This window comes from Plantactinospora sp. WMMC1484, assembly GCF_049315195.1.
GTDB lineage: Bacteria > Actinomycetota > Actinomycetes > Mycobacteriales > Micromonosporaceae > Plantactinospora.
In genome coordinates this window covers 5,995,623-6,019,571 of sequence record NZ_CP186055.1, presented here as the reverse complement: position 1 = coordinate 6,019,571, position 23,949 = coordinate 5,995,623, and the positions used below count along the sequence as shown (strand labels likewise).

Genomic DNA, 23,949 nt, shown 5'->3' with positions numbered 1-23,949 from the left:
CAACGAGGTGAGGAGCACCCGATGAACCCCGATCGAAGCCGGACCGACGGCGACTCCGGCGGGCCGGCGACCGCCGCCGGGTCCGCCGACACCCTGCCGGCGCTGGTCGCCCGCCAGATGGCGGCCACCCCCGACGCGGTCGCCGTGCGCGCCGGTGACGTCGAGGTCAGCTACGCCGAGCTGGACCGCCGGAGCAACCTGCTGGCCCACCGGTTGCGCGGCCTCGGCGTCGGACCGGACGCGCTGGTCGGCGTCTGCCTGTCCCGCGAGGTCGATCTGGTCGTCGCGCTGCTCGGCGTCTGGAGGGCGGGTGCCGGCTACGTGCCGCTGAGCCCGGACCACCCGAGGGAGTGGGTCAACTGGGTGCTGGCCGACACCGGCGCCACGGTCGTGCTCACCGGATCGGCTCCGTTCGATCCCGCCGACAGCAAGATCCGGGTGCTCCGCCTCGATGACCTGGTGACCGAACCCGCCGGGCTGCCCGGGGAGGCGCCCACCGGACCTGCCGGGAAGGCGTCGGAGAACCTGGCGACCGGGGAGCACCTCGCCTACGCGATCTACACGTCCGGCTCCACCGGGCGGCCCAAGGGCGTCATGATCAGCCACGCGGCGATCGCCAACCGGGTCGACTGGGCCGTCCGGCAGCACGGCCTCGGCCCGGACGACCGGATCCTGCAGAAGACGGCGCTGACCTTCGACGCCGCCTGCTGGGAGTTCTTCGCCCCGCTGGTCAGCGGCGGCACCGTCGTGCTGGCGCCGGTCGGCGCCGAGCACGACCCGGCGGCGCTGGTCCGGGCCATCCAGCGGCACGGCGTCACCGTCTTCCAGGGCGTGCCGTCGGTGCTCCGGCTGGTCGCCGACGATCCGGGCTGGCGGGACTGCACCTCGCTGCGGCTGCTCTTCTCGGCCGGCGAACCGCTGCACGCCGAGCTCTGTCGGCGGCTCACCGACGGGCTCAAGGTCAGCCTCTGGAACACGTACGGGCCGACCGAGTGCGCCATCGACGTGACCGCGCACCCGTACGACCCGGCGCTGCCGACCGGCCCGGTGCCGATCGGCCGCCCCCTGGCCAACCTGCGGGTGCTGGTGCTCGACCCGAACGGTGACCCGGTGCCGGTCGGGGTCGCCGGAGAACTGCACGCCGGCGGGGTCGGAGTGGCCCGGGGCTACCTCGGCCGGCCGGACCTGACCGCCGAGAAGTTCGTCCCCGACCCGTACGGGCCGCCGGGGTCCCGGCTCTACCGCACCGGTGACCTGGTCCGGTGGCGCGCCGACGCGACCCTGGAATACATCGGGCGCCTCGACCACCAGGTCAAGGTGAACGGGGTCCGGATCGAGCCGGGCGAGGTGGAGTCGGCACTCGTCGCCCACCCGGAGGTCAGCGCCGCCGTGGTGCTGGCCGTGCAGACGGCCGAGGGCGGCAAGCGGCTTGTCGGGTACGTCACCGGCGAGCACGTGCCGGCCGCCGACCGGCTGCGTACCTTCCTCCGGGAGCGGCTGCCCGACCCGATGATCCCGGCCGCCTTCGTGGCGCTGCCGGCGTTTCCGCTGAACAGCAGCGGCAAGGTGGACCGGGCCGCGCTGCCGGTCCCGGAGGTCGGTGCCGAGGACGGCCGCCCGCCCTACGTGGCGCCGCGCACCGCCGCCGAACGGCTGGTCGCCCGCGCCTGGGCGGAGCTGCTCCAGGTGGACCGGGTCGGCGCGCACGACGACTTCTTCTCGCTCGGCGGCTCGTCCCTGCTGCTCACCCGGCTCGCCAACCAGCTGCGGGCGGCCTCCGGCAGCAAGGTCGCGCTCCGCGGCCTCTTCTCGGCGCCCACCGTGGCGGAGCAGGCGAAGCTGATCGCCGTGCCCGCCGACGACGGCCCGCCGCTGCTGCCGGTGCCCCGGACCGGGCCGCTGCCGCTCTCGTTCGGGCAGCGCCGGCTCTGGTTCCTGGACCGGCTCGAACCGGGCAACACCGAGTGGGTCGCCCCGCTCTTCCTCCGGCTCGGCCCGGAGATCTCCCCGGCGACGGTCCGGCGGGCGCTGGACGCGCTCGCCGAGCGGCACGAGATCCTCCGCACCCGCTACGTCGAGTCCGACGGCGAGCCCCGCCAGCTGGTCGACCCGGCCGCGCCGGTCGAGTTGCCGGTGGTCGAGGCCGGCTCCGCCGACCTGGAGACGGTCTTCCGGACCGAGTTCGAGCGGGGCTTCGACCTCGCCGCCGGGCCGGTCTGGCGGGCGCTGCTGGTCCGGCTGCCGGGCACGGCGGCGCCGACCCCGCCGACCTCGGTGCGGATCCCGGCCACCGCCGGCCGCGCCCCGGCAGGCGAGTCGGTGCTGCTGCTCACCCTGCACCACATCGCCTGCGACGGCTGGTCGTCGGTGGTGCTGGAGCGGGAGCTCCGGGAACTCTGCGCGGCGCTGGCCGCCGGGCGGGCCACGGAGCTGCCGGCACAGCCGGTACAGTACCCGGACTTCGCGAGCTGGCAGCGGGGCTGGCTGACCGGCGAGGTGCTGGCAACCGAGCTGGCGTACTGGCGGAAGACCCTCGACGGGCTCGGGCCGCTGGACCTGCCGAGCGACCGGCCCCGACCGGCCCGCCGGGATCCCCGGGGCGCGCTGGCCCCGTTCACCATCCCGACCGGGCTGGCCACCGCCATCCGCGACCTGGGCCGGCGGTACGGCGCGTCCCCGTACATGACGGTGCTGACCGCGTTCAGCACGCTGCTCGCCCGGTACGCCGGGCAGTGGGACGTCGCCGTCGGCACCCCGGTCGCCGGCCGCAACCGCCCCGAGCTGGAAAACGTGGTCGGATTCTTCCTCAACTCGCTGGTGCTGCGGCCGAACCTCAGTCCCGGGATGCGGTTCGGCGAGGCGCTGGAGGCGACCCGGGAGGTCTGCCGGGGCGCGTTCGCGCACCAGACACTCCCGTTCGAGCAACTCGTCGACGACCTCCAGCCGGACCGGGACATGTCCCGGACCCCGCTCTTCCAGGTGGCGTTCGACCTGCACGACGAGGGGTTGACCGGCGGTGCCGTCCGGGCGGACGACCTGGCCGCCTTCACCGGGGCGTGGCAGATCGCCAAGACCGACCTGACGCTCTTCGTCCGGGTCCAGGCCGACGGCACCATGCTCGGCGCCCTGGAGTACGCGACCTCGCTCTTCGACCGCTCCACGGTGGATCGGATCGGCGGGCACCTGGTCCGGCTGCTGACGGCGGTCACCTCCGACCCGGAGCTGCGGCTCGGCGCCGTCAACTTCCTCGACCCGGTCGACGAGCTGGTCGGCACCGGCCGGACCGACCCGTTCCGCACCGGCACCCCGGAGGGCTGCCTGCACCAGGTCTTCGAGGAGCGGGTGCTGCTCGCCCCGGAGGCGGTGGCGGTGACCTTCGAGGGCGTCTCGTTGACGTACGCGGAGGTGAACGTCCGGGCGAACGGGCTCGCGCACAAGCTGCGCGGCAGCGGGGTCGGCGCCGGCTCGCTGGTCGGCGTCTGCCTGGAGCGAGGGCTCGACCTGGTGCCGGCGCTGCTCGGGGTGCTGAAGTCCGGGGCGGCGTACCTGCCGTTGGATCCGGCGCAGCCGGTGGACCGGTTGGGTTTCATGGTCGCCGACGCGGGCGCCCCGGTACTGCTGACCCAGCCGTCGCTGCTCGGCACCGTCGCCGAGTTCTTCGACGGCACGGTGATCGACCTGGCCGGGGAGGATCTGTCGGGGCTGCCGACGGAGAACCCGGTGCCGGTCACCGGCCCCGACGACCTGATCTACGTGATCTACACGTCGGGGTCGACGGGGCGGCCCAAGGGGGTCTGCCTGACCCACGCCAACGTGCTGCGGCTCTTCACCACCAGCCATCCCCGGTTCGGCTTCACCGCCGACGACGTCTGGACCCTCTTCCACTCGTACGCCTTCGACTTCTCGGTCTGGGAGTTCTGGGGTGCGCTGCTCTACGGCGGCCGGCTGGTGGTGGTGCCGCGTGAGGTGACCCGGCTGCCGGACGAGTTCCTGGAGCTGCTGGTTCGTGAGCGGGTGACGGTGCTCAACCAGACGCCGTCGGCGTTCCGGGCCCTGGTCGGCTTCGCCCGCGACGGTGATCCCCGGCTGGCCGACCTCCGGCTGCGGGTGGTGGTCTTCGCCGGGGAGAAGCTGGAGATGGCCGAGCTGGCGCCCTGGACCGACCGGTTCGGTCTGCAGCACCCCGCCCTGGTGAACATGTACGGCATCACCGAGACCACGGTGCACTCCAGCTACCACCAGGTACGCCCGGCGGACCTCACCGACCCCGGCAACCCGATCGGCTACCCGCTCAGCGACTCCCGGATCTACCTGCTGGACGGCTACGGCAACCTGGTGCCGGTCGGGGTGCCCGGCGAGATCCACGTCGGCGGGCCGTCGGTGGCCCGGGGCTACCTCAACCGGCCGGAGCTGACCGCGCAGCGGTTCGTGCCGGACCCCTTCGCGACCGAGCCTGGTGCCCGGATGTACCGGAGCGGTGACCTGGCCCGGCGCCGGCCCGACGGCGGGCTGGACTTCCTCGGCCGGATCGACGACCAGGTGCAGATCCGCGGTTTCCGGGTCGAGCTGGGCGAGATCGGGACGGTCCTCGCCAGCCACCCGGAGGTCCGGGACGCGGTGGTGCTGACCGACGAGCCGGACCCGGGCCGGCTGCGGATCGTCGCCTACTACGTGCCGGAGGCCGGCGCGGCACCGACCGTCGCCGCCCTGGCCGGGCACTGCGGCACCCGGCTGCCCGACTACATGGTGCCGGGAGCCTTCGTGCCGCTGGCGACGATCCCGCTGACCGCCAACGGCAAGCTGGACCGCCGGGCGCTGCCCGCACCGGCCCGCACCGTGGTCGAGGTGGACGCCGCGGACCACGTCGCGCCGCGCGGCGCGGTGGAGGAGCGGATCGCCGAGATCTGGGCCGAGTTGCTCGACGTCGAGGCCGGCGCACACACGAACTTCTTCACCGTCGGCGGTCACTCGATCCTCGCGGTCCGGCTCGCCTCCCGGCTCCAGGAGGAGTTCGAGATCGACCTTCCGGTCCGGACCGTCTTCGAGCGGCCCACGATCGCGCGGATCGCCGAGGCGGTCGAGGAGCGGATCCGCGCCGAGATCGACAAGCTTTCCGATTCCGACCTGCTGGCCGGCCTGGCGTTGCTGAAGGAGCAAAAGGGATGAGCACGGGCGAGGGCACGATCGAGCGTGGCGCCGGGGCGGTCCGGGAGGAACTGCTGCGGGCCCGCCTCGCCGGGCGGCTGCGCGGCGGCCGCCGCGCGGCGCTGGCCCCGGTGGACCGGAGCGGCCCGCTGCCGCTCTCCTTCGGACAGCAGCAGATGTGGTTCCTGAGCCGGCTGGACCCGGGAAGCTGGGAATACCTGGTGCCGCTGGCGCTGCGGCTGCGTGGCGCGCTGGACGCCGCCGCGCTGGGCCGGGCGCTGACCCACCTGGTCGGCCGGCACGAGATCCTGCGGACCCGGTACGCGCTGGTCGCCGGCGAGCCGACCCAGGTGATCGACCCGGCCGGGCCGGTCGAGCTGGCGGTCTCGGACCTGACCGACCTGCCGGCGGCGGAGCGGGAGAGCCGGGGTTTCGCGCTGGCCGCGCAGGAGCCGGCGACCCCGTTCGACCTGGCCACCCAGTGGCCGGTCCGGGCCCGGCTGCTCCGGCTGGCCGACGACGACCACCTGCTGGTGGTGGTCTTCCACCACATCGCCTGCGACGCCTGGTCGGTCGGGATCTTCGCCGAGGAACTCAGCGAGCTGTACGCCGCCGCGCTCGCCGGCCGCCCCGACACCCTCACCCCGCTGCCGGTGCAGTACGCCGACTACGCCGCCTGGGAGCGGAACCGCTCCGAGGCGGACCACCGGCGGCACCTGGACTACTGGCGCGGCCAGCTCGCCGGGGTGCCGCCGCTGGACCTGCCGGCCGACCGCCCCCGCCCGGCCACCCGGGACTGGTCCGGCGCGACGGTCGAGCTGGAGCTGCCGGCCGGGCTCGGCGGACAGCTCCGCGACCTGGCCCGCCGGCACGACGCGACGCTGTTCATGGTGCTGCTTACCGGCTACCAGACGCTGCTGTCCCGCTACACCGGGGGCACCGACATCCCGGTCGGCACGGTGGTCTCCGGCCGCAACCGGCCCGAGCTGTCCCGGCTGATCGGCTACGGCATCAACAGCCTGGTGATGCGGGCCCGGTGGAGTGCCGACGTCACCTTCGGCGAGCTGCTGGCCGCCAACCGGGAGACGGTGCTGGCCGCCTTCGACCACCAGGAGGTGCCGTTCGGTCAGCTCGTCGACGAGCTCCAGCCGGAGCGGGACATGTCCCGCACCCCGCTGTTCCAGGTCGCCTTCACGATGCACGAGGCGGGCGCCGGGGCGTACGCGATGCCGGGGCTGGACGTCTCGGCGCTGGACGCGCTCTCCCAGGTCTCCCGCTTCGACCTGACCCTCCAGGTCGAGGAGGCGGCCGACGGCCGGCTGCGCGCCTCGATCGAGTACGCGACCGCGCTCTTCGACGCCGCCACCGTGCGGCGGCTGGGCCGGCACCTGGTCCGGCTGCTCCAGGCAGTCGCCGCCGACCCGGGGCGGGCGCTCTCCGCGGTCGAGCTGCTCGACGACGCGGAGCGGGCCGAGGTGACCGGTGCCGCCGACCCGTTCCGGATCGACGCCGTGCCGCCGGCCCGGACCGTGCACCGGGCCTTCGAGGAGCGGGTGCTACTCGCCCCGGAGGCGGTGGCGGTGACCTTCGAGGGCGTCTCGTTGACGTACGCGGAGGTGAACGTCCGGGCGAACCGGCTGGCGCACCGGCTGCGGAGCCTCGGCGCCGGTCCCGAGTCCCTGGTCGGGGTCTGCCTGGAGCGAGGGCTCGACCTGGTGCCGACCCTGCTCGGGGTGCTGAAGTCGGGGGCCGCGTACCTGCCGCTGGATCCGGCGCAGCCGGTGGACCGGTTGGGTTTCATGGTCGCCGACGCGGGCGCCTCGGTGGTGGTGACCCAGTCGTCGCTGGCCGGCACGGTCACCGGCTTCCACGGCGGCGCCGTGCTCGACCTCGACGAGGAGGATCTGTCGGGGCTGCCGGCGGAGAACCCGGCGCCGGTCACCGGCCCGGAGAACCTGATCTACGTGATCTACACGTCGGGGTCGACGGGGCGGCCCAAGGGGGTCTGCCTGACCCACGCCAACGTGCTGCGGCTGCTGACCGTCGGCGACACCCACTACCGGTTCTCCGCCGACGACGTCTGGCCGCTCTTCCACTCGTACGCCTTCGACGTCTCCGTCTGGGAGCTCTGGGGGGCGCTGCTCTACGGCGGCCGGCTGGTGGTGGTGCCGCGTGAGGTGACCCGGCTGCCGGACGAGTTCCTGGAGCTGCTGGTTCGTGAGCGGGTGACGGTGCTCAACCAGACGCCGTCGGCGTTCCGGGCCCTGGTCGGCTTCGCCCGCGACAACGACCCCCGGCTGGCCGACCTCCACCTGCGGGCGGTGGTCTTCGCCGGGGAGAAGCTGGAGATGGCCGAGCTGGCGCCATGGACCGACCGGTTCGGCCTGGACCGCCCGGCACTGCTCAACATGTACGGCATCACCGAGACCACGGTGCACTCCAGCTACCACCAGGTACGCCCGGCGGACCTCACCGACCCCGGCAACCCGGTCGGCTATCCCCTGGGTGACCTGCGGATCTACCTCCTCGACCGGTACGGCAACCTGGTGCCGGTCGGCGTGCCCGGGGAGATCCACGTCGGCGGGCCGGGCGTGGCCCGGGGCTACCTGCACCGGCCGGAGCTGACCGCGCAGCGGTTCGTGCCGGACCCCTTCGCGACCGAGCCTGGTGCCCGGATGTACCGGAGCGGTGACCTGGCCCGGCGCCGCCCCGACGGCGGGCTGGACTTCCTCGGCCGGATCGACGACCAGGTGCAGATCCGCGGCTACCGGGTCGAACTGGGCGAGATCGAGACCGTCCTCGCCGGCCACCCGGCCGTCCGGGACGCGGTCGTGGTGGTCCGGGAGGACGTGCCCGGGGACAGGCGGCTCGCCGGCTACCTGGTGGCCGACGGCGAGCTGCCGACCCCGGCCGAGCTGCGCGAGTTCCTCGCCCGCAGCCTGCCGGAATACATGGTGCCGGCCGCGTTCGTGTCCCTGGAGAAGATCCCGCTGACCGCCAACGGCAAGCTGGACCGGCGCGCGCTGCCGGCGCCGGACCGCGCCGACCTGCACGGCGGGCACACCTACGTCGCCCCGCGTACCCCGGTGGAGGAGCGGGTCGCCGCCGTCTGGCGGGAGGTGCTCGGGGTCGAGCGGGTCGGGGTGACCGACAGCTTCTTCGACCTCGGCGGGCACTCGATCCGGGCGGTCGCCCTGGTCGGGGAGCTGCGCGCGATCGGCCTGGACGTCTCGGTCCGGGACGTCTTCGCACACCGCACCGTCGCCGAACTCTGCGGGGCGCTCGACGGCCGATCCGCGCCCGCCGAGCCGGAGCGCCCGGTCGCGCCCTTCGAACTGATCTCCGCCGAGGACCGGGCCAGAGTGCCGGCCGGGGCGGTCGACGCGTACCCGCTCTCCCGGGTCCAGGCCGGCATGGTCGTGGAGATGCTCTCCGACGGCGAGCTGCACGCATACCACAACGTGACCTCGTTCCGGATCCGCGACGAGCGGCCGTTCGCGCGGGAGGCGCTCCGCGAGGCCGCCAGGATCGTGGTGGCGCGGCACGAGGTGCTGCGGACCGCGATCGACCTGACCACCTACTCGGTGCCGATGCAGCTCGTCTACCCGACCGCCGAGATGCCGGTGGGGGAGCGGGACCTGCGGCACCTGGACGCCGCCGAGCTGGACCGGTCGCTGCGGGAGTTCACCGCCGTCGAGCGGGCCGACGTCTTCGACCTGGCCGAGCCCGCCCTGATGCGGCTGCACGCGCACGTCTGCGACGACAAGACCTGGTGGCTCTCGGTCACCGAGTGCCACGCCATCATCGAGGGCTGGAGCCACCACTCGCTGCTGATGGAGCTGCTCGAGCTCTACCGGGAGATCCGCGACGGCGGTACCCCGGCCCCGGTGGAGGCGCCCGCGCTGCGCTTCGCCGACTTCATCGGCGCCGAACTGCGCTCGCTCGCCTCGGCGGAGGACCGGGACTACTGGCGGGACATCGTCGGCCGGTACGCCCGGTTCTCCCTCCCCACCGGCTGGGGCGACGAGGCGGCGCCGCGCGAGTCGCTGATGCTCGGGGTGCCCTTCCACGACCTGGAGTCCGCCCTGCGCGCGCTGGCCAGCCGGGCGAAGGCGTCGCTGAAGACGGTGCTGCTCGCCGCGCACCTCAAGGTGATGAGCCAGCTCACCGCCGAGGAGTCCTTCCTGACCGGCCTGGTCCTGCACGGCCGGCCGGAGGTCGCCGGTGCCGACCGGATCTACGGGATGTACCTGAACAGCCTCCCCTTCGGCTACGACCGGGGCGCCCGGACCTGGCGGGAGCTGGTGGAGCGGACCTACGCCCGCGAGGTGGAGATCTGGCCGCGCCGACGGTTCCCGATGCCGGAGATCCAGCGCGAGTTCGGCGACGGCCAGCGGCTGATGGACGTGCGGTTCAGCTACCACGACTTCGACCAGGTCGACCGGGAGTTGGTCGACTACATGGCCAGCATCGACGACAGCCCGACCGAGTTCCCGCTCGCCGTGGCGGTCCGGCTCGGCTACGTCACCATGGCGGTCAACCCCCGGGTGCTGAGCCGGGCCAACGGCGACCGGATCGGTGCGATGTACCGGGCCGTGCTCGAGGCGATGGCCGCCGACCCGGACGGCGACGCCCGGGGCACCTTCCTCGCCGACGAGGAACGGCAGCGGCTGGTGGTCGAGTGGAACAGCACCACCGCCGAACCGGCCGGGCCGAGCGTGCCGGAGCGGTTCGCCGCGCAGGCGGCGGCGACCCCGGACGCGGTGGCACTGGAGTGCGCCGGGCAGCGGCTCGGCTACGCCGAGCTGGACGAGCGGGCGAACCGGCTGGCCCGGCATCTGCGTGCCTGCGGGGTGGTGCCGGAGTCGGTGGTCGGGGTGCTGCTGGACCGGGGTCCGGAGCTGGTGGTGGCGATGCTGGCGGTCTGGAAGGCGGGTGGCGGGTACGTGCCGCTCGACCCGGCACATCCGGCCGGGCGGATCGCCGAGATGCTCGCCGACGCCGGTGCCCGGGTGGTGGTGACCGGCTCCGGCTACGCCGACCGGTTCCCCGACGTCCCGGTGCGGGTCCTGGTCGACCGGGACGCGGCCGCCATCGCGGACCAGCCCGAGACGCCGCTCGCGGTTCCGGCCGACCCCGACCGTCTCGCGTACGTGATTTTCACGTCGGGGTCGACGGGTCGGCCGAAGGGTGTGGCGGTGTCGCATCGTGGGTTGGTCAACCACGTGTCGTGGGCGGCGCGGGAGTTGGCTGGTCGGGGTTCTGGTGGGTCGGCGTTGTTCTCGTCGGTGGCGTTCGATCTGGTGGTGCCGAACGTGTGGGCGCCGTTGGTGTCGGGCCAGCGGGTGTGGCTGCTGCCGTCCGATGCGGACATGGCAGACCTCGGTCGCGAGCTGCTGGCCGCCGGCCCGTTCAGCTTCCTGAAGCTGACCCCCGGGCACCTGGAGGTGCTCGCCCACCAACTCGCCCCGGGCCAGGCCGCCGGGCTCGCCGCGGTCACGGTGGTGGCCGGCGAGGCATTCACCCGGCACACCCTGGAGCGCTGGCGGGAGTGCGCCCCCGACGCGGTGCTGGTGAACGAGTACGGCCCGACGGAGGCGTCGGTCGGCACCTGCGTCTTCCCGGTCACCGGCACGGTTGGTTCGGAGGTGGTGCCGATCGGGCGGTCGTTGCCGGGGATGGCGATGTATGTGCTGGATGCGGAGTTGTCGCCGGTGCCGGTGGGTGTGTTGGGTGAGTTGTTTGTCGGTGGGGTCGGGGTGGCGCGGGGTTATGTGAACCGTCCGGAGTTGACGGGGGAGCGGTTTGTGCCGGATCCGTTCGGTCCGGCCGGTGGGCGGTTGTACCGGACCGGTGATCTGGTGCGGGTGCTGTCGAGCGGTGATGTGGAGTTCGTGGGTCGGGTGGATGACCAGGTGAAGGTGCACGGGTATCGGATCGAGTTGGGTGAGGTCCGGTCGGTGTTGCTGGAGCATGAGGCTGTCCGGGATGCGGTGGTGGTGGCGGTGGGTTCTGCGTCGGACCGGCGGCTGGTGGCGTATTGCGTGCCGCGCTCCGGTGAGTTGGATGTGGCGGGGTTGACGGCGCAGGTGTCGGGTCGGTTGCCGGAGTACATGGTGCCGGCGGTGTTTGTGTCGTTGGATGCGTTGCCGTTGAACGCGAACGGGAAGGTGGATCGTCGGGCGTTGCCGGATCCGGATGCTGCGGTGGTGGATGTGGGTTCGGTGTTCGTGGGGCCGCGTACCGGGGTGGAGGAGCGGATCGCGGCGGTGTGGTGTGCGGTGCTTGGGTTGGATCGGGTCGGGGTGACGGAGAGTTTCTTTGATCTGGGTGGGCATTCGATCCGGGCGGTGGCGTTGGTGGGGAGGTTGCGGGCGGCGGGGTTCGAGGTGGCGGTGCGGGATGTGTTCCAGTACCGCACGATCGCCGAACTCGCCGAGAAGCTCGCCGGCCCGGCGCCGGATTCGACGGTCGCGGACACCACCGTCGACGGGCCGGTCGTGGCCCCGTTCGCGCTGGTCTCCGCCGAGGACCGGGCGGCGCTGCCGGCCGGGGTGGTCGACGCGTACCCGCTGTCACAGGTGCAGCTCGGCATGGTCGTGGAGATGCTGGCCGACAGCCAGCTGCACGCATACCACAACGTCACCTCGTTCCGGCTCCGCACCGAACAGCCGTTCGGGCTCGACGCGCTGCGCGAGGCGGCCCGGATCGTGGTCCAGCGACACGAGCTGCTCCGCACCTCGTTCGACCTGACCACCTATTCGGTGCCGATGCAGCTCGTGCACGGCACCGCCGAGATCCCGATCGTCGTGCGTGACGTGCGGCAGCTCGACGCCGAGCGGCGGCAGCAGGCGATTCGGGAGTTCACGGCGGCGGAGCGGGCCGAGCTCTTCGACCTCGGGGTGGCGCCGCTGCTGCGGTTCACCGTGCACGAGGAGAGCGACGAGGCGTGGTGGATGTCGGTCACCGTCTCGCACCCGATCACGGAGGGGTGGAGCCACCGGGCGATGCTCACCGAGCTGCTGGACCTCTACCAGCAGTTCCGGGCCGGCGGCACTCCCGCACCGGTGACCCGCCCCGCGGTCCGGTACGCCGACTTCATTGCCGCCGAACTCGACTCGCTGGAGTCGACCGGGGACCGCGACTACTGGCGGGGAATCGTCGACGGGTACGCCCGGCTGTCACTGCCGACCGGTTGGGCCGGCGATCCGGCGACGCCCCGGGAGCCGTACTCGGTCACCGTGCCGCTGCGCGACCTGGAGCCGCAACTGCGGATGCTGGCGACCGCGACGCGTACCTCCGTCAAGGCGGTGCTGCACGCGGCACACCTGAAGGTGATGAGCCAGCTCACCGACGAGCCGGCCTTCTTCACCGGGCTCGTCTGCAGCGCCCGCCCCGAGGTCGACGGCGCCGACCGGGTCTACGGGATGTACCTCAACACCCTGCCCTTCGCCCATCGGCGGGGGGCGGCGACCTGGGGTGAGCTGGTCCGGCAGGTCTTCGACCGGGAGGTCGAACTCTGGCCGCACCGCCGCTATCCGATGCCGGCGATCCAGCGCGAGCTGGCCGACGGGCAGCGCCTGCTCGACGTGCGGTTCAGCTTCCAGGACTTCGACGCGGTCGACACCGAACTGGTCGACGTGGACTCCGGGCTCGGCGAGGGAGCCACCGAGTTCGGCCTGGCCGTCGCGGCCATGACCGGCAGCCTGGTGCTGACCGCCGACACGCACGTGCTGAGCCGGCCGGATGCGGCCCGGCTGGCCGCGATGTACCGGGCCGTGCTGGCCGCGATGGCGGCCGGCGGTGTCGACGGCGACGCCCGGGAGAACCACCTGCCGGCGGAGGAGCGGCAGCGGCTGCTCGACGAGTACGCCGTCAACCCCACGGCGGCGCCGACGCGCACCGTGCCGGAGCTGGTCGCCGAGACCGCCGCCGCGCATCCGCACCGGACCGCACTCGTCCTCGGCGAGCTGGAGCTCGACTACGCGGAGCTGGACGAGCGGGCGAACCGGCTGTCCCGGCACCTGCGTGCCAGGGGCGTGCTTCCGGAGTCGGTGGTCGGGGTGCTGCTGGACCGGGGTCCGGAGCTGGTGGTGGCGATGCTGGCGGTCTGGAAGGCGGGTGGCGCCTACGTGCCGCTCGACCCGTCGTTCCCGGCCGACCGGGTGACGGCGATGCTCGCCGACGCCGGTGCCCGGGTGGTGGTCACCCGGTCTCGGCACGCGGACCGGTTCGACCCGACGCTGGACTGTGTCCTCGTCGACACCGAGCGCCTGGAGATCGGAAACCGTCCGGCCTCCCCGATCGACGAACCGGCCGACCTGGACCGGTTGGCGTACGTGATTTTCACGTCGGGGTCGACGGGTCGGCCGAAGGGTGTGGCGGTGTCGCATCGTGGGTTGGTCAACCACGTGTCGTGGGCGGCGCGGGAGTTGGCTGGTCGGGGTTGTGGTGGGTCGGCGTTGTTCTCGTCGGTGGCGTTCGATCTGGTGGTGCCGAACGTGTGGGCGCCGTTGGTGACGGGTCAGCGGGTGTGGTTGGCGGGTCCGGATCTGGACATGGCGGATCTGGGCCGGGAGTTGGTGGGTGCCGGTCCGTTCAGCTTCCTCAAGCTCACCCCCGGCCACCTGGAGATCATCGGCCAGCAGGCCGAGCCCGCCCAGCTCGCCGCGCTGGCCGGGATCGTCGTCGTGGCCGGCGAGGCCCTGCCCGGCCCGGTCGCCGAGCACTGGCGCGGCATCCTCGGCGACGGCCGCCTGGTGAACGAGTACGGCCCGACGGAGGCGTCGGTCGGCACCTGCGTCTTCCCGGTCACCGGCACGGTTGGTTCGGAGGTGGTGCCGATCGGGCGGTCGTTGCCGGGGATGGCGATGTATGTGCTGGATGCGGAGTTGTCGCCGGTGCCGGTGGGTGTGTTGGGTGAGTTGTTTGTCGGTGGGGTCGGGGTGGCGCGGGGTTATGTGAACCGTCCGGAGTTGACGGGGGAGCGGTTTGTGCCGGATCCGTTCGGTCCGGCCGGTGGGCGGTTGTACCGGACCGGTGATCTGGTGCGGGTGCTGTCGAGCGGTGATGTGGAGTTCGTGGGTCGGGTGGATGACCAGGTGAAGGTGCACGGGTATCGGATCGAGTTGGGTGAGGTCCGGTCGGTGTTGCTGGAGCATGAGGCTGTCCGGGATGCGGTGGTGGTGGCGGTGGGTTCTGCGTCGGACCGGCGGCTGGTGGCGTATTGCGTGCCGCGCTCCGGTGAGTTGGATGTGGCGGGGTTGACGGCGCAGGTGTCGGGTCGGTTGCCGGAGTACATGGTGCCGGCGGTGTTCGTGTCGTTGGATGCGTTGCCGTTGAACGCGAACGGGAAGGTGGATCGTCGGGCGTTGCCGGATCCGGATGCCGTGTCGGTGGATGTGGGTTCGGTGTTCGTGGGGCCGCGTACCGGGGTGGAGGAGCGGATCGCGGCGGTGTGGTGTGCGGTGCTTGGGTTGGATCGGGTCGGGGTGACGGAGAGTTTCTTTGATCTGGGTGGGCATTCGATCCGGGCGGTGGCGTTGGTGGGGAGGTTGCGGGCGGCGGGGTTCGAGGTGGCGGTGCGGGATGTGTTCCAGTACCGCACGATCGCCGAACTCGCCGAGGCGGTCTCCGGCCAGTCCGCTGCCGGACCGTCGGCCGAAGCCGGTCCGGTGCCGCCGTTCGCGCTGGTCTCCGCCGAGGACCGGGCGGCGCTGCCGGCCGGGGTGGTCGACGCGTACCCGCTGTCACAGGTGCAGCTCGGCATGGTCGTGCAGATGCTCGGCGGGGTGGGCGGCAACCGCTACCACAACACGAGCTTCTACCGGATCCGTGACGAGCGGCCCTTCCAGCCGGCGGCGCTGCGCGAGGCGGCCCGGATCGTGGTCCAGCGACACGAGCTGCTCCGCACCTCGTTCGACCTGACCACCTATTCGGTGCCGATGCAGCTCGTGCACGGCACCGCCGAGATGCCGGTCCAGGTTTGCGACGTACGGCAGCTGGACGATCCGGCCAAGGAGAAGGCGCTGCACGAGCTGGTGGTCCGGGAGCGGGCCGAGCTCTTCGACCTGGAGAGCCCGCCGCTGCTCCGGATGGCGGGATTCGTGGAGAGCGACGACGCCTGGCGGCTCGGCTTCACCCAGTGCCACGCCATCACCGAGGGCTGGAGCCAGCAGTCGCTGCTGATGGAGGTGCTGGACCTCTACCGGCAGCTCGCCGCCGGCACGACGCCGGAGCCGGCCACCACCCCCGAGGTCCGGTACGCGGACTTCATCGCCGCCGAACTCGACTCGCTCGCCTCGACGACGGACCGCGACTACTGGCACGGGATCGTCACCGGGCACGCCCGGTTCGCCATGCCCGCCGGTTGGGGCGGTGCCGCCGACGAGACCGGCAGCTTCCGGATCCCGGTGCCCTTCCCGGAGCTGGAGCCGCAACTGCGGGCACTGGCGACCGCGACCCGTACGTCACTCAAGGCGGTGCTGCACGCGGCGCACCTGAAGGTGCTGAGCCAGCTCACCGACGAGCCGGCCTTCTTCACCGGACTCGTCTGCAGCGCCCGCCCCGAGGTCGACGGCGCCGACCGGGTCTACGGGATGTACCTCAATACCCTCCCGTTCGCGCACGACCGCTCGGCCGCCACCTGGGGCGACCTGGTCCGGCAGGTCTTCGACCGGGAGGTCGAACTCTGGCCGCACCGCCGCTATCCGATGCCGGCGATCCAGCGCCAGGTCGGCGGCGGGCAGCTCGTCGAGGTGATGTTCAGCTACCAGGACTTCCACCAGGTCGACACGGGGCGCGTCGACGTGCGGGCCGGGGTCGGCGACGCCGCCAACGAGTTCGCGCTCGCCGTCTCGACCGGCCCCGGTCACCTGATGCTACGGGTCCGCCGCTCCGCACTGACGGCGGAGAACGCCGAGCGGGTCGTGGCGATGTACCGGGCGGTGCTGGAGTCGATGGCCGCGGGCGCCGACGGCGACGCGCGGGCGACGTACATGCCGGCGGCGGAACGGGCGACCGTGCTGACCGACTGGAACGACACGGCCGTGGAGTGGTGATGAGCAGCAGTCGATCGGTGCACCACGTCGTCGAGGCGCAGGCCGCCGCCACCCCGAGGGCGGTGGCGGTGGTCCAGGGCGGCGAACGGATCCGCTACGCCGACCTGGACGCCCTGGCGAACCGGTACGCCCAGCACCTGCGGGCGGTCGGGATCGGGCCGGAGTCGGTGGTCGGGGTGCTGCTGCCCCGGGAACCGTCGCTGCTGGCCTGGCTGCTGGCGGTCTGGAAGGCCGGCGCCGGCTACGTGCCGCTGGACCCGGAGCTGCCGGCCGAACGGCTGGGCTACATGCTCGACACCGCCGGAGCCGAACTGGTGGTGAGCACCTCCGCGCTGGCCGACCGGCTGGCCGGGGTCTTCACCGGCCGGTACGTCCTGGCCGACCGGGACGAGGCCGAGATCGAGTCCCGGCCGGCGGAGCCGGTGCCCCGCCGCGACGACCAGCACCAGTTGGCCTACATCATCTTCACCTCCGGCTCGACGGGGCGGCCGAAGGGTGTGCAGATCTCCCACCGGGCGCTGCTGAACCTGCTCTTCTCGATGCGGCGGCTGCTGGACGCCGGCACCGACGACGTCTGGCTCGCCGCCACCTCGCTCTCCTTCGACATCTCCGGGCTGGAGCTGTATCTGCCGCTGGTCACCGGCGGCCGGCTGGTGCTGGCCGACGACGACGAGGTGGGGGACAGCCCGGAGCTGCTCGGCCTGCTCGACCGCCATCCGGTGACGCACGTCCAGGCCACCCCGTCGGGTTGGAAACTGCTGCTGGACGCGGGCTTCGCGGACCGGCCGGTGGTCGCGCTCGTCGGTGGTGAGGCGTTGCCGCCGGCCCTCGCCGGTGACCTGCGCGGCCGGGTGAAGCGGCTGGTCAACGTCTACGGCCCGACCGAGACCGCCATCTGGTCGACCAGCTGGGACGTGCCCGGCGACGTCGACGTGGTGCCGATCGGGCGGCCGATCGCCAACACCCGGACCTACGTGCTGGACCGCGACCTCCAGCCGGTCGCGGTCGGCGTCGTCGGCGAGCTCCACATCGCCGGTGACGGCGTCGCCCGGGGGTACGTCAACCGCCCCGAACTGACCGCCGAGAAGTTCCTGCCGGAGCCGTTCGGCCGGGCCGCCGGGGCCAGGATGTACCGCACCGGTGACCTGGTCCGCTATCTGCCGGACGGCAACCTGGAGTTTCTCGGTCGGGCGGACCACCAGGTGAAGATCCGGGGACACCGGATCGAGCTGCCGGAGATCGAGGAGCGGATGCTCGCCCATCCGGACGTCCGCAACGGGGTGGTGGTGGCCCGCGAGGACGCGGGTGGGGAGAAATGGCTCGCCGGCTACGTCGTACCGGTGGACGGCCGGCCGGTCGACCCGGCCGAGCTGCGCGACTTCCTGGCCGCGGCGCTGCCCGGCTACATGGTGCCGGCCGCCTTCGTCACCCTGGACGCCCTGCCGTTGAACCCGGCCGGCAAGGTGGACCGGCGCGCGCTGCCGGCGCCGGAGCGGACCGCCTTCGGCGGCGATCGCGAGTTCGTGCCGCCACGCAACGGGACCGAGCGACGGATCGCCGAGGTCTGCGCGGACGTGCTCGGCCTGGACCGGGTGGGCGCGGACGACGGCTTCTTCGACCTCGGCGCCGACTCGATGCGGATCGTGCAGCTGGTCACCGCCGCCCGGAGGGCCGGCCTGCCGGTGTCGCTGCGCATGCTCTACCAGCACGGCACCGTCGCCGCCCTGGCGGCCGCGCTCGGCGACCCGGCTCCGGCCAGCACGCTCGTCGAGCCGGCGCCTGCGCCGGCCGCGCCCGCCGGGCCGTCGCCGCTGCCCACCATGGCGGAACACCACGTGCCGGGCGCGAGCGTCGCGCTGGTCCGGGCCGGCCAGGTCGTCGGGGTACGCGGCTACGGCGTGCTCGCCGCCGGTGGATCGGAGCCGGTCACCCCGGAGACCCCGTTCCAGGTCGCGTCGATCAGCAAGCACGTGACCGCCCTCGCGGTGCTCCGGCTGGTCCGGGAGGGGCGGCTGGCGCTGGACGCCGACGTGAACCGCTATCTGACCGCCTGGCGGGTGCCGGCCGGACCCGGCCCGGTCACCGTACGGCAGCTACTGGCCAACCTCTCCGGCCTCTCGACCAGCCCCAACACCGGGTACGCGCCGGACGAGCCGGCACCGTCCCTGCTCGACGTGCTGCACGGCCGCCCGCCCGCGACCTCCGAGCCGATCCGGCCCGAGCTGACGCCGGGGGAGTCGTTCCGGAAGACGAACAGCCACTACGCGGTCCTCCAGCAGGTGCTTGTCGACCTGACCGGGGAGTCCTTCCCGGAGCTGATGCGGCGGCTCGTGTTCGCGCCGCTGGGCATGACCGGCAGCAGCTTCGACCCGGCCTTCCCGGCCGACCCCGGCCGCCGGGTGGCGCTCGGCCACGACGGGCACGGGGTGCCCGTACCCGGTGGGTGGCGCCACCGGCCGGCGTTGGCGGCCGGCGGTCTCTGGTCGACCGCCGCGGACCTGGCCCGGGTGCTGGTGGAGATCCACCGCGCGCACCGGGGCGACGGGACGCTGCTCACCCCCGACCTCGCCGCCGAGCTGGTCGCGATCGCGCACCCGGGCAGCTTCTACGGCCTCGGCACGGTCGTCGACGACACCGCTCCCGACCTGGAGTTCGGCCACCCGGGTGAGACGGTCGGCTACCGGGCGATGACCCTGGGCCGGATCCGATCCGGGGACGGATTCGTGGTGCTGACCAACTCGGAGTCCGGCAAGGCGGTGCAGTCGTTCGTCGCCACCGAGCTGGCGGGCTGGACCGAACGAGCCGCGCAGTCAGGGCAGACCGAGCAGGTCGAGCAGGTCGAGCAGGCGGGGCGGGGCGAGCGGGACGGCGGCGCTGCCGGGTTCGCCGCCGACTGGCTCCGGGACGCGCAGCCAATCGCCGGCGCGGGTGCGGACGCGGCGACACGGGAGGCGCGGATGGTCCGGCATCTGATCTCGATCAACGACCTGACGGACGAGGACCTGCACGCCATCGTCGCCCGGGGGGTCCGCTTCCGGTCCGGAGCGGCGCGTCGGGAACGGCCGCTCGACGGCGACGTGATCGGGATCTACTTCCGGAAGACCTCGACCCGCACCCGGACCGCTTTCTCCAGCGGGGCGCTGCGGCTCGGCGCGCAGATCGTCGCGTACGGGCCGGACGACCTCCAGGTGAACACGGGCGAGACGCACGCGGACACCGGCCGGGTGATGTCCCGGATGCTCGACGTGCTGGTGGCCCGGACCGCGGGCGACCCGGCGGAGCTGCGGCAGCTTGCCGCCCAGGACCGGATGTCGGTGGTGAACGCGATGAGCGCCGACGAGCATCCGACCCAGGCGTTGACCGACCTGACCACGCTGCTCGACCACTTCGGCCGGATCGACGGGCTCCGCGTGCTCTATGTCGGCGAGGGCAACAACACCGCCGCCGCCCTCGCCCTGGCGCTCACCCGCTACCCCGGTACCCACCTCGAGCTGCGTACGCCGCCCGGCTACGGGCTGACCGGGGAGATCTCGGCGACCGCCGTGGCGCAGGCGGCCCGGGGCACGGCGACGATCTGCGAGCGGCACGACATGGCCGAGCTGCCCGGTGGTTTCGACGTCATCTACACCACCCGGTGGCAGACGACCGGCACCAGCAAGCCCGATCCGGACTGGCGGGAGATCTTCGCCCCGTTCCAGGTCGGGGTCGGGCTCTGGGGCGGCAGTCCGGACGCGGTCTTCCTGCACGACCTGCCGGCGCACCGGGGCGAGGAGGTCACCGCCGAGGTGCTGGACGGCCCGGCGAGCATCGCCTTCGCGCAGGCGGAGAACAAGCTGCACAGCGCGATGGCGGTGCTGGAGTGGTGCCGCCGTGGCCCGGTCGGCGGGCCGCCGGGGACCGGATCGTGAGCCTCGTCGAGGAGCCCGGCCCGCCTACCGGAGGCACGGCGCCGTCGGCTGCCGCCCCGTCCGCTGCGGCGCGACCCCCGGCTGCGGCGCGGCCCTCGGCTGCGGCGCGGCCCTCGGCTGCGGCGCGGCCCTCGGCTGCGGCGCGGCCCTCGGCTGCGGCGCGGCCCTCGGCTGCGGCGCGGCCCTCGGCTGCGGCGCGGCCCTCGGCTGCGGCGCGGCCCTCGGCTGCGGCGCGGCCCTCGGCTGCGGCGCGGCCTTCCGGGGCGACGGCCGCCGGGACGGCTTCCGGGCCACCGCCGCTGCGCCGCAACCGGGACTTCCTGCTGCTCTGGGCGGGGGCCGCCGGAACGCTGGTCGGTGCGCGGATCACCTCGATCGCGTATCCGCTGCTGGTGCTCTGGTACACCGGGTCGGCGGGGCAGGCGGGCCTGGTCGGCGCCGCCGCGCTCCTGCCACACCTGCTCGTCCAACTGCCGGCCGGCGCATTCGTCGACCGCTGGGACCGGCGCCGGTTGATGATCCTCTGCGATCTCGGCTGCCTCCTCGCCACCGGAAGTGTGGCACTGGCGGTGCTGCTCGACCGGATCTGGTTGCCCCAGCTCATCGTGGTGGCATTCGTCCAGACCAGCCTGAGCGTCCTCTACCAGCTCGCCGAGCGGGCCGCCGTCCGGCACCTCGTGCCGGCCGAGCAGTTGCCGGCCGCGCTGACCCAGAACGAGACCCGGGGCCGGGCCGCGGTGCTGATCGGCCAGCCCGTCGGCGGCCTGCTCTTCACCGTCGCGCGGTGGGCGCCGTTCCTCTTCACCACCGTCGCGCATCTCGGCTCCCTGGTCGCGTTGCTGCTGATCCGCCGCCCCTTCCAGCACTCCCGGCCGGCCGCGCCGACGACGCTGCGCGCCGACATCGCCGAGGGCGTTGCCTGGCTGTGGCGGCAGCGGTTCCTCCGTACGGTGCTGGGCTTCGTCGCGGTCAGCAACGCCGTCTTCCAGGCGTTGACCCTGGCGCTGATGCTCACCGTCCGCAACGGCGGCGGTTCGGGCGCGGTGGTCGGCGCCGTGATCGGGGTCAGCGGGCTGGGCGGGATGCTCGGCGCGCTCAGCGGCATGTGGTGGCTGCGCCGGGCCACCCTGCGGGCCCTGGTGGTGGGCGGGCTGGCCGCCTGGGCGGTGACGGTGCCGGCGATGGCCTTCACCACCGACCCGGTCGCACTGGCAGCGATCTTCGCCGCCAACAGCTACGTCGGCGGACTGTTCAACGTGGTCGGCGGGGTCTACCTGGTCAGGATCACTCCCGACCCGTTGATGGGGCGGGTCGGCGCGGTCGCCACGCTGCTCGCCTCCGGGGCCAACTTCGTCGGTGCGCTCGGCGGCGGGCTGCTGCTGGGCGTTGCCGGGCTCCGGGTGACGGTGCTCGGGCTCGGCGCGGTGATGGTGTCGCTGGTCGTGCTCGCCGTGCTGAGCCCGGCGGTGCGGGGGATCGCCGCCACCGAGGAGAACACCCGACTGGTCCGCCGCCGCAGCGCCGGCCGGAGGAGCCACAGCGCCGGCCAGGGCAGCGGCACGGCCAGCCGGAGTATCGGAAAAGTATAGATCTTGCCGCCATCCTTGGACTGGATGACGGCTGTGTCACCAACGCATTACCTTCTGATTCCCGCCGCCGGTCTCCAGCCTCGCGGGAGTCCTCTCGAAGGGAGAGCCCGATGGAAGGTCACCAGACCTGGAGACCGACGGAGATCGACCCGGCGGCCGTCGGGGTCGAGGCGAGCCCGCAGGGGCTGGTCGACTACCTCGCGAGCATGCCGGACCTGGCGAAGCTGTTGACCGCCGAGAAGGCGCTGGTCTTCCGCGGCTTCCAGGTGACCGAGGAGACGCTCGACCCGGTGATGGACCGGCTGCTGCCGAACCGGCTGGCGTACGTGCACGGCAACTCGCCGCGTACCAAGGTGGGGAAGAACGTCTACACCTCGACCGAGTACCCGCCCGAGTTCACCATCTCGATGCACAACGAGCTGTCGTACGCACACCAGTGGCCGGCCCGGCTGATGTTCTTCTGCCACACGGCGGCGGAGACCGGCGGCGCCACCCCGGTGGTGGACGGTGTCCGGTGGCTGGAGTCCCTGGACCCGGAGGTCCGGGCCGCCTACGCCGACGGGGTCCGCTACACCCAGAACCTGCACGACGGCTTCGGCCTCGGCAAGAGCTGGCAGGACACCTTCGAGACCGCCGACCGCGACGAGGTCGAGGCGTTCCTGAGCAGCACCGAGGCGAGTTGGGAGTGGAAGCCGGACGGTGGACTGCGGGTGACCCAGGACCGCCCCTCCACCACCCGGCACCCCAGCACCGGGGTCGAGGTGTGGTTCAACCAGTCCGACCAGTGGCACCCGGCCGCACTCGGTGACGAGACCGCGAGGTCGCTGGCCGAGGTGCTGCCGCCGGACGAGCTGCCACAGTCGGTCACCTTCGCCGACGGCAGCCCGATCCCGGACGACTACGTCATCCAGGTGCGCGACCGTGGGCTGTCCAGCGCGGTCGACGTGGACTGGCGGCAGGGCGACGTGCTGCTGATCGACAACGTACTGGTCGGGCACGGCCGGCGTCCGTTCACCGGGCGGCGCCGGGTCCTGGTCGCCATGTCCGACTGAACCTCCCTCGAAGGGCCGGACCATGACTCTCTCCACTACCGACACCGCCGCGACCACCAACCTGCCGACGATGCCGTGCGTGCGCACCCGCGAGTCGGTCGGGGTCGAGATCGGGGAGCTGATCGCGGCCGAGCGGGCCGACCTGCGGCGAATCCTCCAGGAGCGGGGGGCGCTGCTGCTGCGCGGCTTCTCCGTCGGCGGCGTCGACGGGTTCGACGCGGTGGTACGCGCGCTCTCCGGCCCGCCGCTGACCTACTCCGAGCGCTCCTCGCCGCGCAGCACCATCAAGGGCCAGGTCTACACCTCGACCGACTACCCGCCGAACGAGGAGATCTTCCTGCACAACGAGAACTCCTACCAGGCGGTCTGGCCGCTGACCCTGTACTTCTACTGCCGGCAGGCGCCGGCGACCCGGGGCGCGACGCCGCTGGCGGACATTCGGAAGGTCTACCGGGCGATCGATCCGACCGTCCGGGAGGAGTTCGTCCGGCGGGGCTGGATGGTGGTGCGCAACTTCCACGCCTCGTTCGGCACCGCGTGGCAGCAGGTCTTCAACACCGACGACCGGGACGCGGTCACCGCGTACTGCGCGGCGAACGGGATCGAGACCGAGTGGCGCGACGGCGGCGGGCTGCGTACCCGGGCGGTCCGCCGGGCCGTGCACACCCATCCGGTCAGCGGCGAGACGGTGTGGTTCAACCACGCGACCTTCTTCCACGTCACGACGCTGCCGGCCGACGTCCGGGAGGGGGTGCTGGAGATCTTCGACGAGGAGGACCTGCCGACCAACACCTACTACGGCGACGGCGCCCGGATCCCGGACGACGTCATCGGCCACCTGCGGGACTGCTACCGGGCCGCGACGGTCCGGTTCGACTGGCAGTACGACGACGTCCTGGTGGTCGACAACATGCTCGCGGCGCACGGCCGTGAGCCCTTCACCGGCCCGCGGCAGATCGCGGTGGCGATGGCGGAGCCGTCGCACGGCTGATACCGACGCAAGCGAGCGCCCGCCCCGGGCGGCCGTCAGGCCGCCCGGGGCGGGCTTTCGTATCCCATGAACTATTTCCGGCTTGTTTAGGGCTGTTCCGGCCGCGATTGTCTGGGTTACGCGCGAGTACGTGAAAGTTGCTTGTCTTTTGGTCGGGACTCCATATCCCGACGACCTGCGATTATGGCGTTCGGGGTCGGCAAT

Annotated in this window: 6 protein-coding genes and 1 pseudogene; all 7 read left to right on the top strand. The window is 72.8% G+C overall.

Going from position 1 to position 23,949, the window contains the following annotated elements:
• Positions 1–21 precede the first annotated feature (21 nt).
• The 7 genes and pseudogenes from ACN28C_RS25970 (at position 22) to ACN28C_RS25940 (ending at position 23,745) form a co-directional block, all read left to right on the top strand.
• Complete coding sequence (locus tag ACN28C_RS25970) at positions 22–5,166, top strand: amino acid adenylation domain-containing protein (protein ID WP_422770145.1); 5,145 nt, start codon at positions 22–24, stop codon at positions 5,164–5,166.
• Positions 5,163–16,205 carry an amino acid adenylation domain-containing protein gene (locus ACN28C_RS25965; protein WP_422770144.1) on the top strand — a complete coding sequence of 3,681 codons (11,043 nt, stop codon included), beginning with the start codon at positions 5,163–5,165 and terminating at the stop codon, positions 16,203–16,205. Before ACN28C_RS25970 ends, ACN28C_RS25965 begins: the two co-directional genes overlap by 4 nt.
• Positions 16,205–18,943, top strand: a pseudogene (locus ACN28C_RS25960) (non-ribosomal peptide synthetase); the annotation flags it as partial. The gene ACN28C_RS25965 and the pseudogene ACN28C_RS25960, both read left to right, overlap by 1 nt.
• A 219-nt stretch (positions 18,944–19,162) precedes the next feature.
• The gene (locus tag ACN28C_RS25955; RefSeq protein ID WP_422774806.1) at positions 19,163–20,113 is read left to right on the top strand and encodes an ornithine carbamoyltransferase; all 951 of its coding nucleotides are present in this window, start codon (positions 19,163–19,165) and stop codon (positions 20,111–20,113) included.
• A 299-nt stretch (positions 20,114–20,412) separates the two neighbouring features.
• Positions 20,413–21,702: an MFS transporter gene (locus ACN28C_RS25950; RefSeq protein WP_422774805.1), complete on the top strand. Its 1,290-nt coding sequence runs from the start codon at positions 20,413–20,415 to the stop codon at positions 21,700–21,702.
• Positions 21,703–21,812: 110 nt separating this feature from the next.
• Positions 21,813–22,754, top strand: coding sequence for a TauD/TfdA family dioxygenase (locus ACN28C_RS25945; protein ID WP_422770143.1), 942 nt, complete (start codon positions 21,813–21,815; stop codon positions 22,752–22,754).
• A 22-nt stretch (positions 22,755–22,776) separates the two neighbouring features.
• A complete protein-coding gene (locus ACN28C_RS25940) occupies positions 22,777–23,745 on the top strand; it encodes a TauD/TfdA family dioxygenase (RefSeq protein WP_422770142.1) in 969 nt (322 codons plus the stop codon).
• The last annotated feature ends 204 nt before the right edge of the window (positions 23,746–23,949 follow it).

Bases quoted from the DNA above. Each gene is read 5' to 3' on its own strand.
- ACN28C_RS25965 (WP_422770144.1), top strand. From the start codon at position 5,163: ATGAGCACGGGCGAGGGCACGATCGAGCGTGGCGCCGGGGCGGTCCGG.
- ACN28C_RS25940 (WP_422770142.1), top strand. From the start codon at position 22,777: ATGACTCTCTCCACTACCGACACCGCCGCGACCACCAACCTGCCGACG.
- ACN28C_RS25970 (WP_422770145.1), top strand. From the start codon at position 22: ATGAACCCCGATCGAAGCCGGACCGACGGCGACTCCGGCGGGCCGGCG.
- ACN28C_RS25945 (WP_422770143.1), top strand. From the start codon at position 21,813: ATGGAAGGTCACCAGACCTGGAGACCGACGGAGATCGACCCGGCGGCC.
- ACN28C_RS25955 (WP_422774806.1), top strand. From the start codon at position 19,163: ATGGTCCGGCATCTGATCTCGATCAACGACCTGACGGACGAGGACCTG.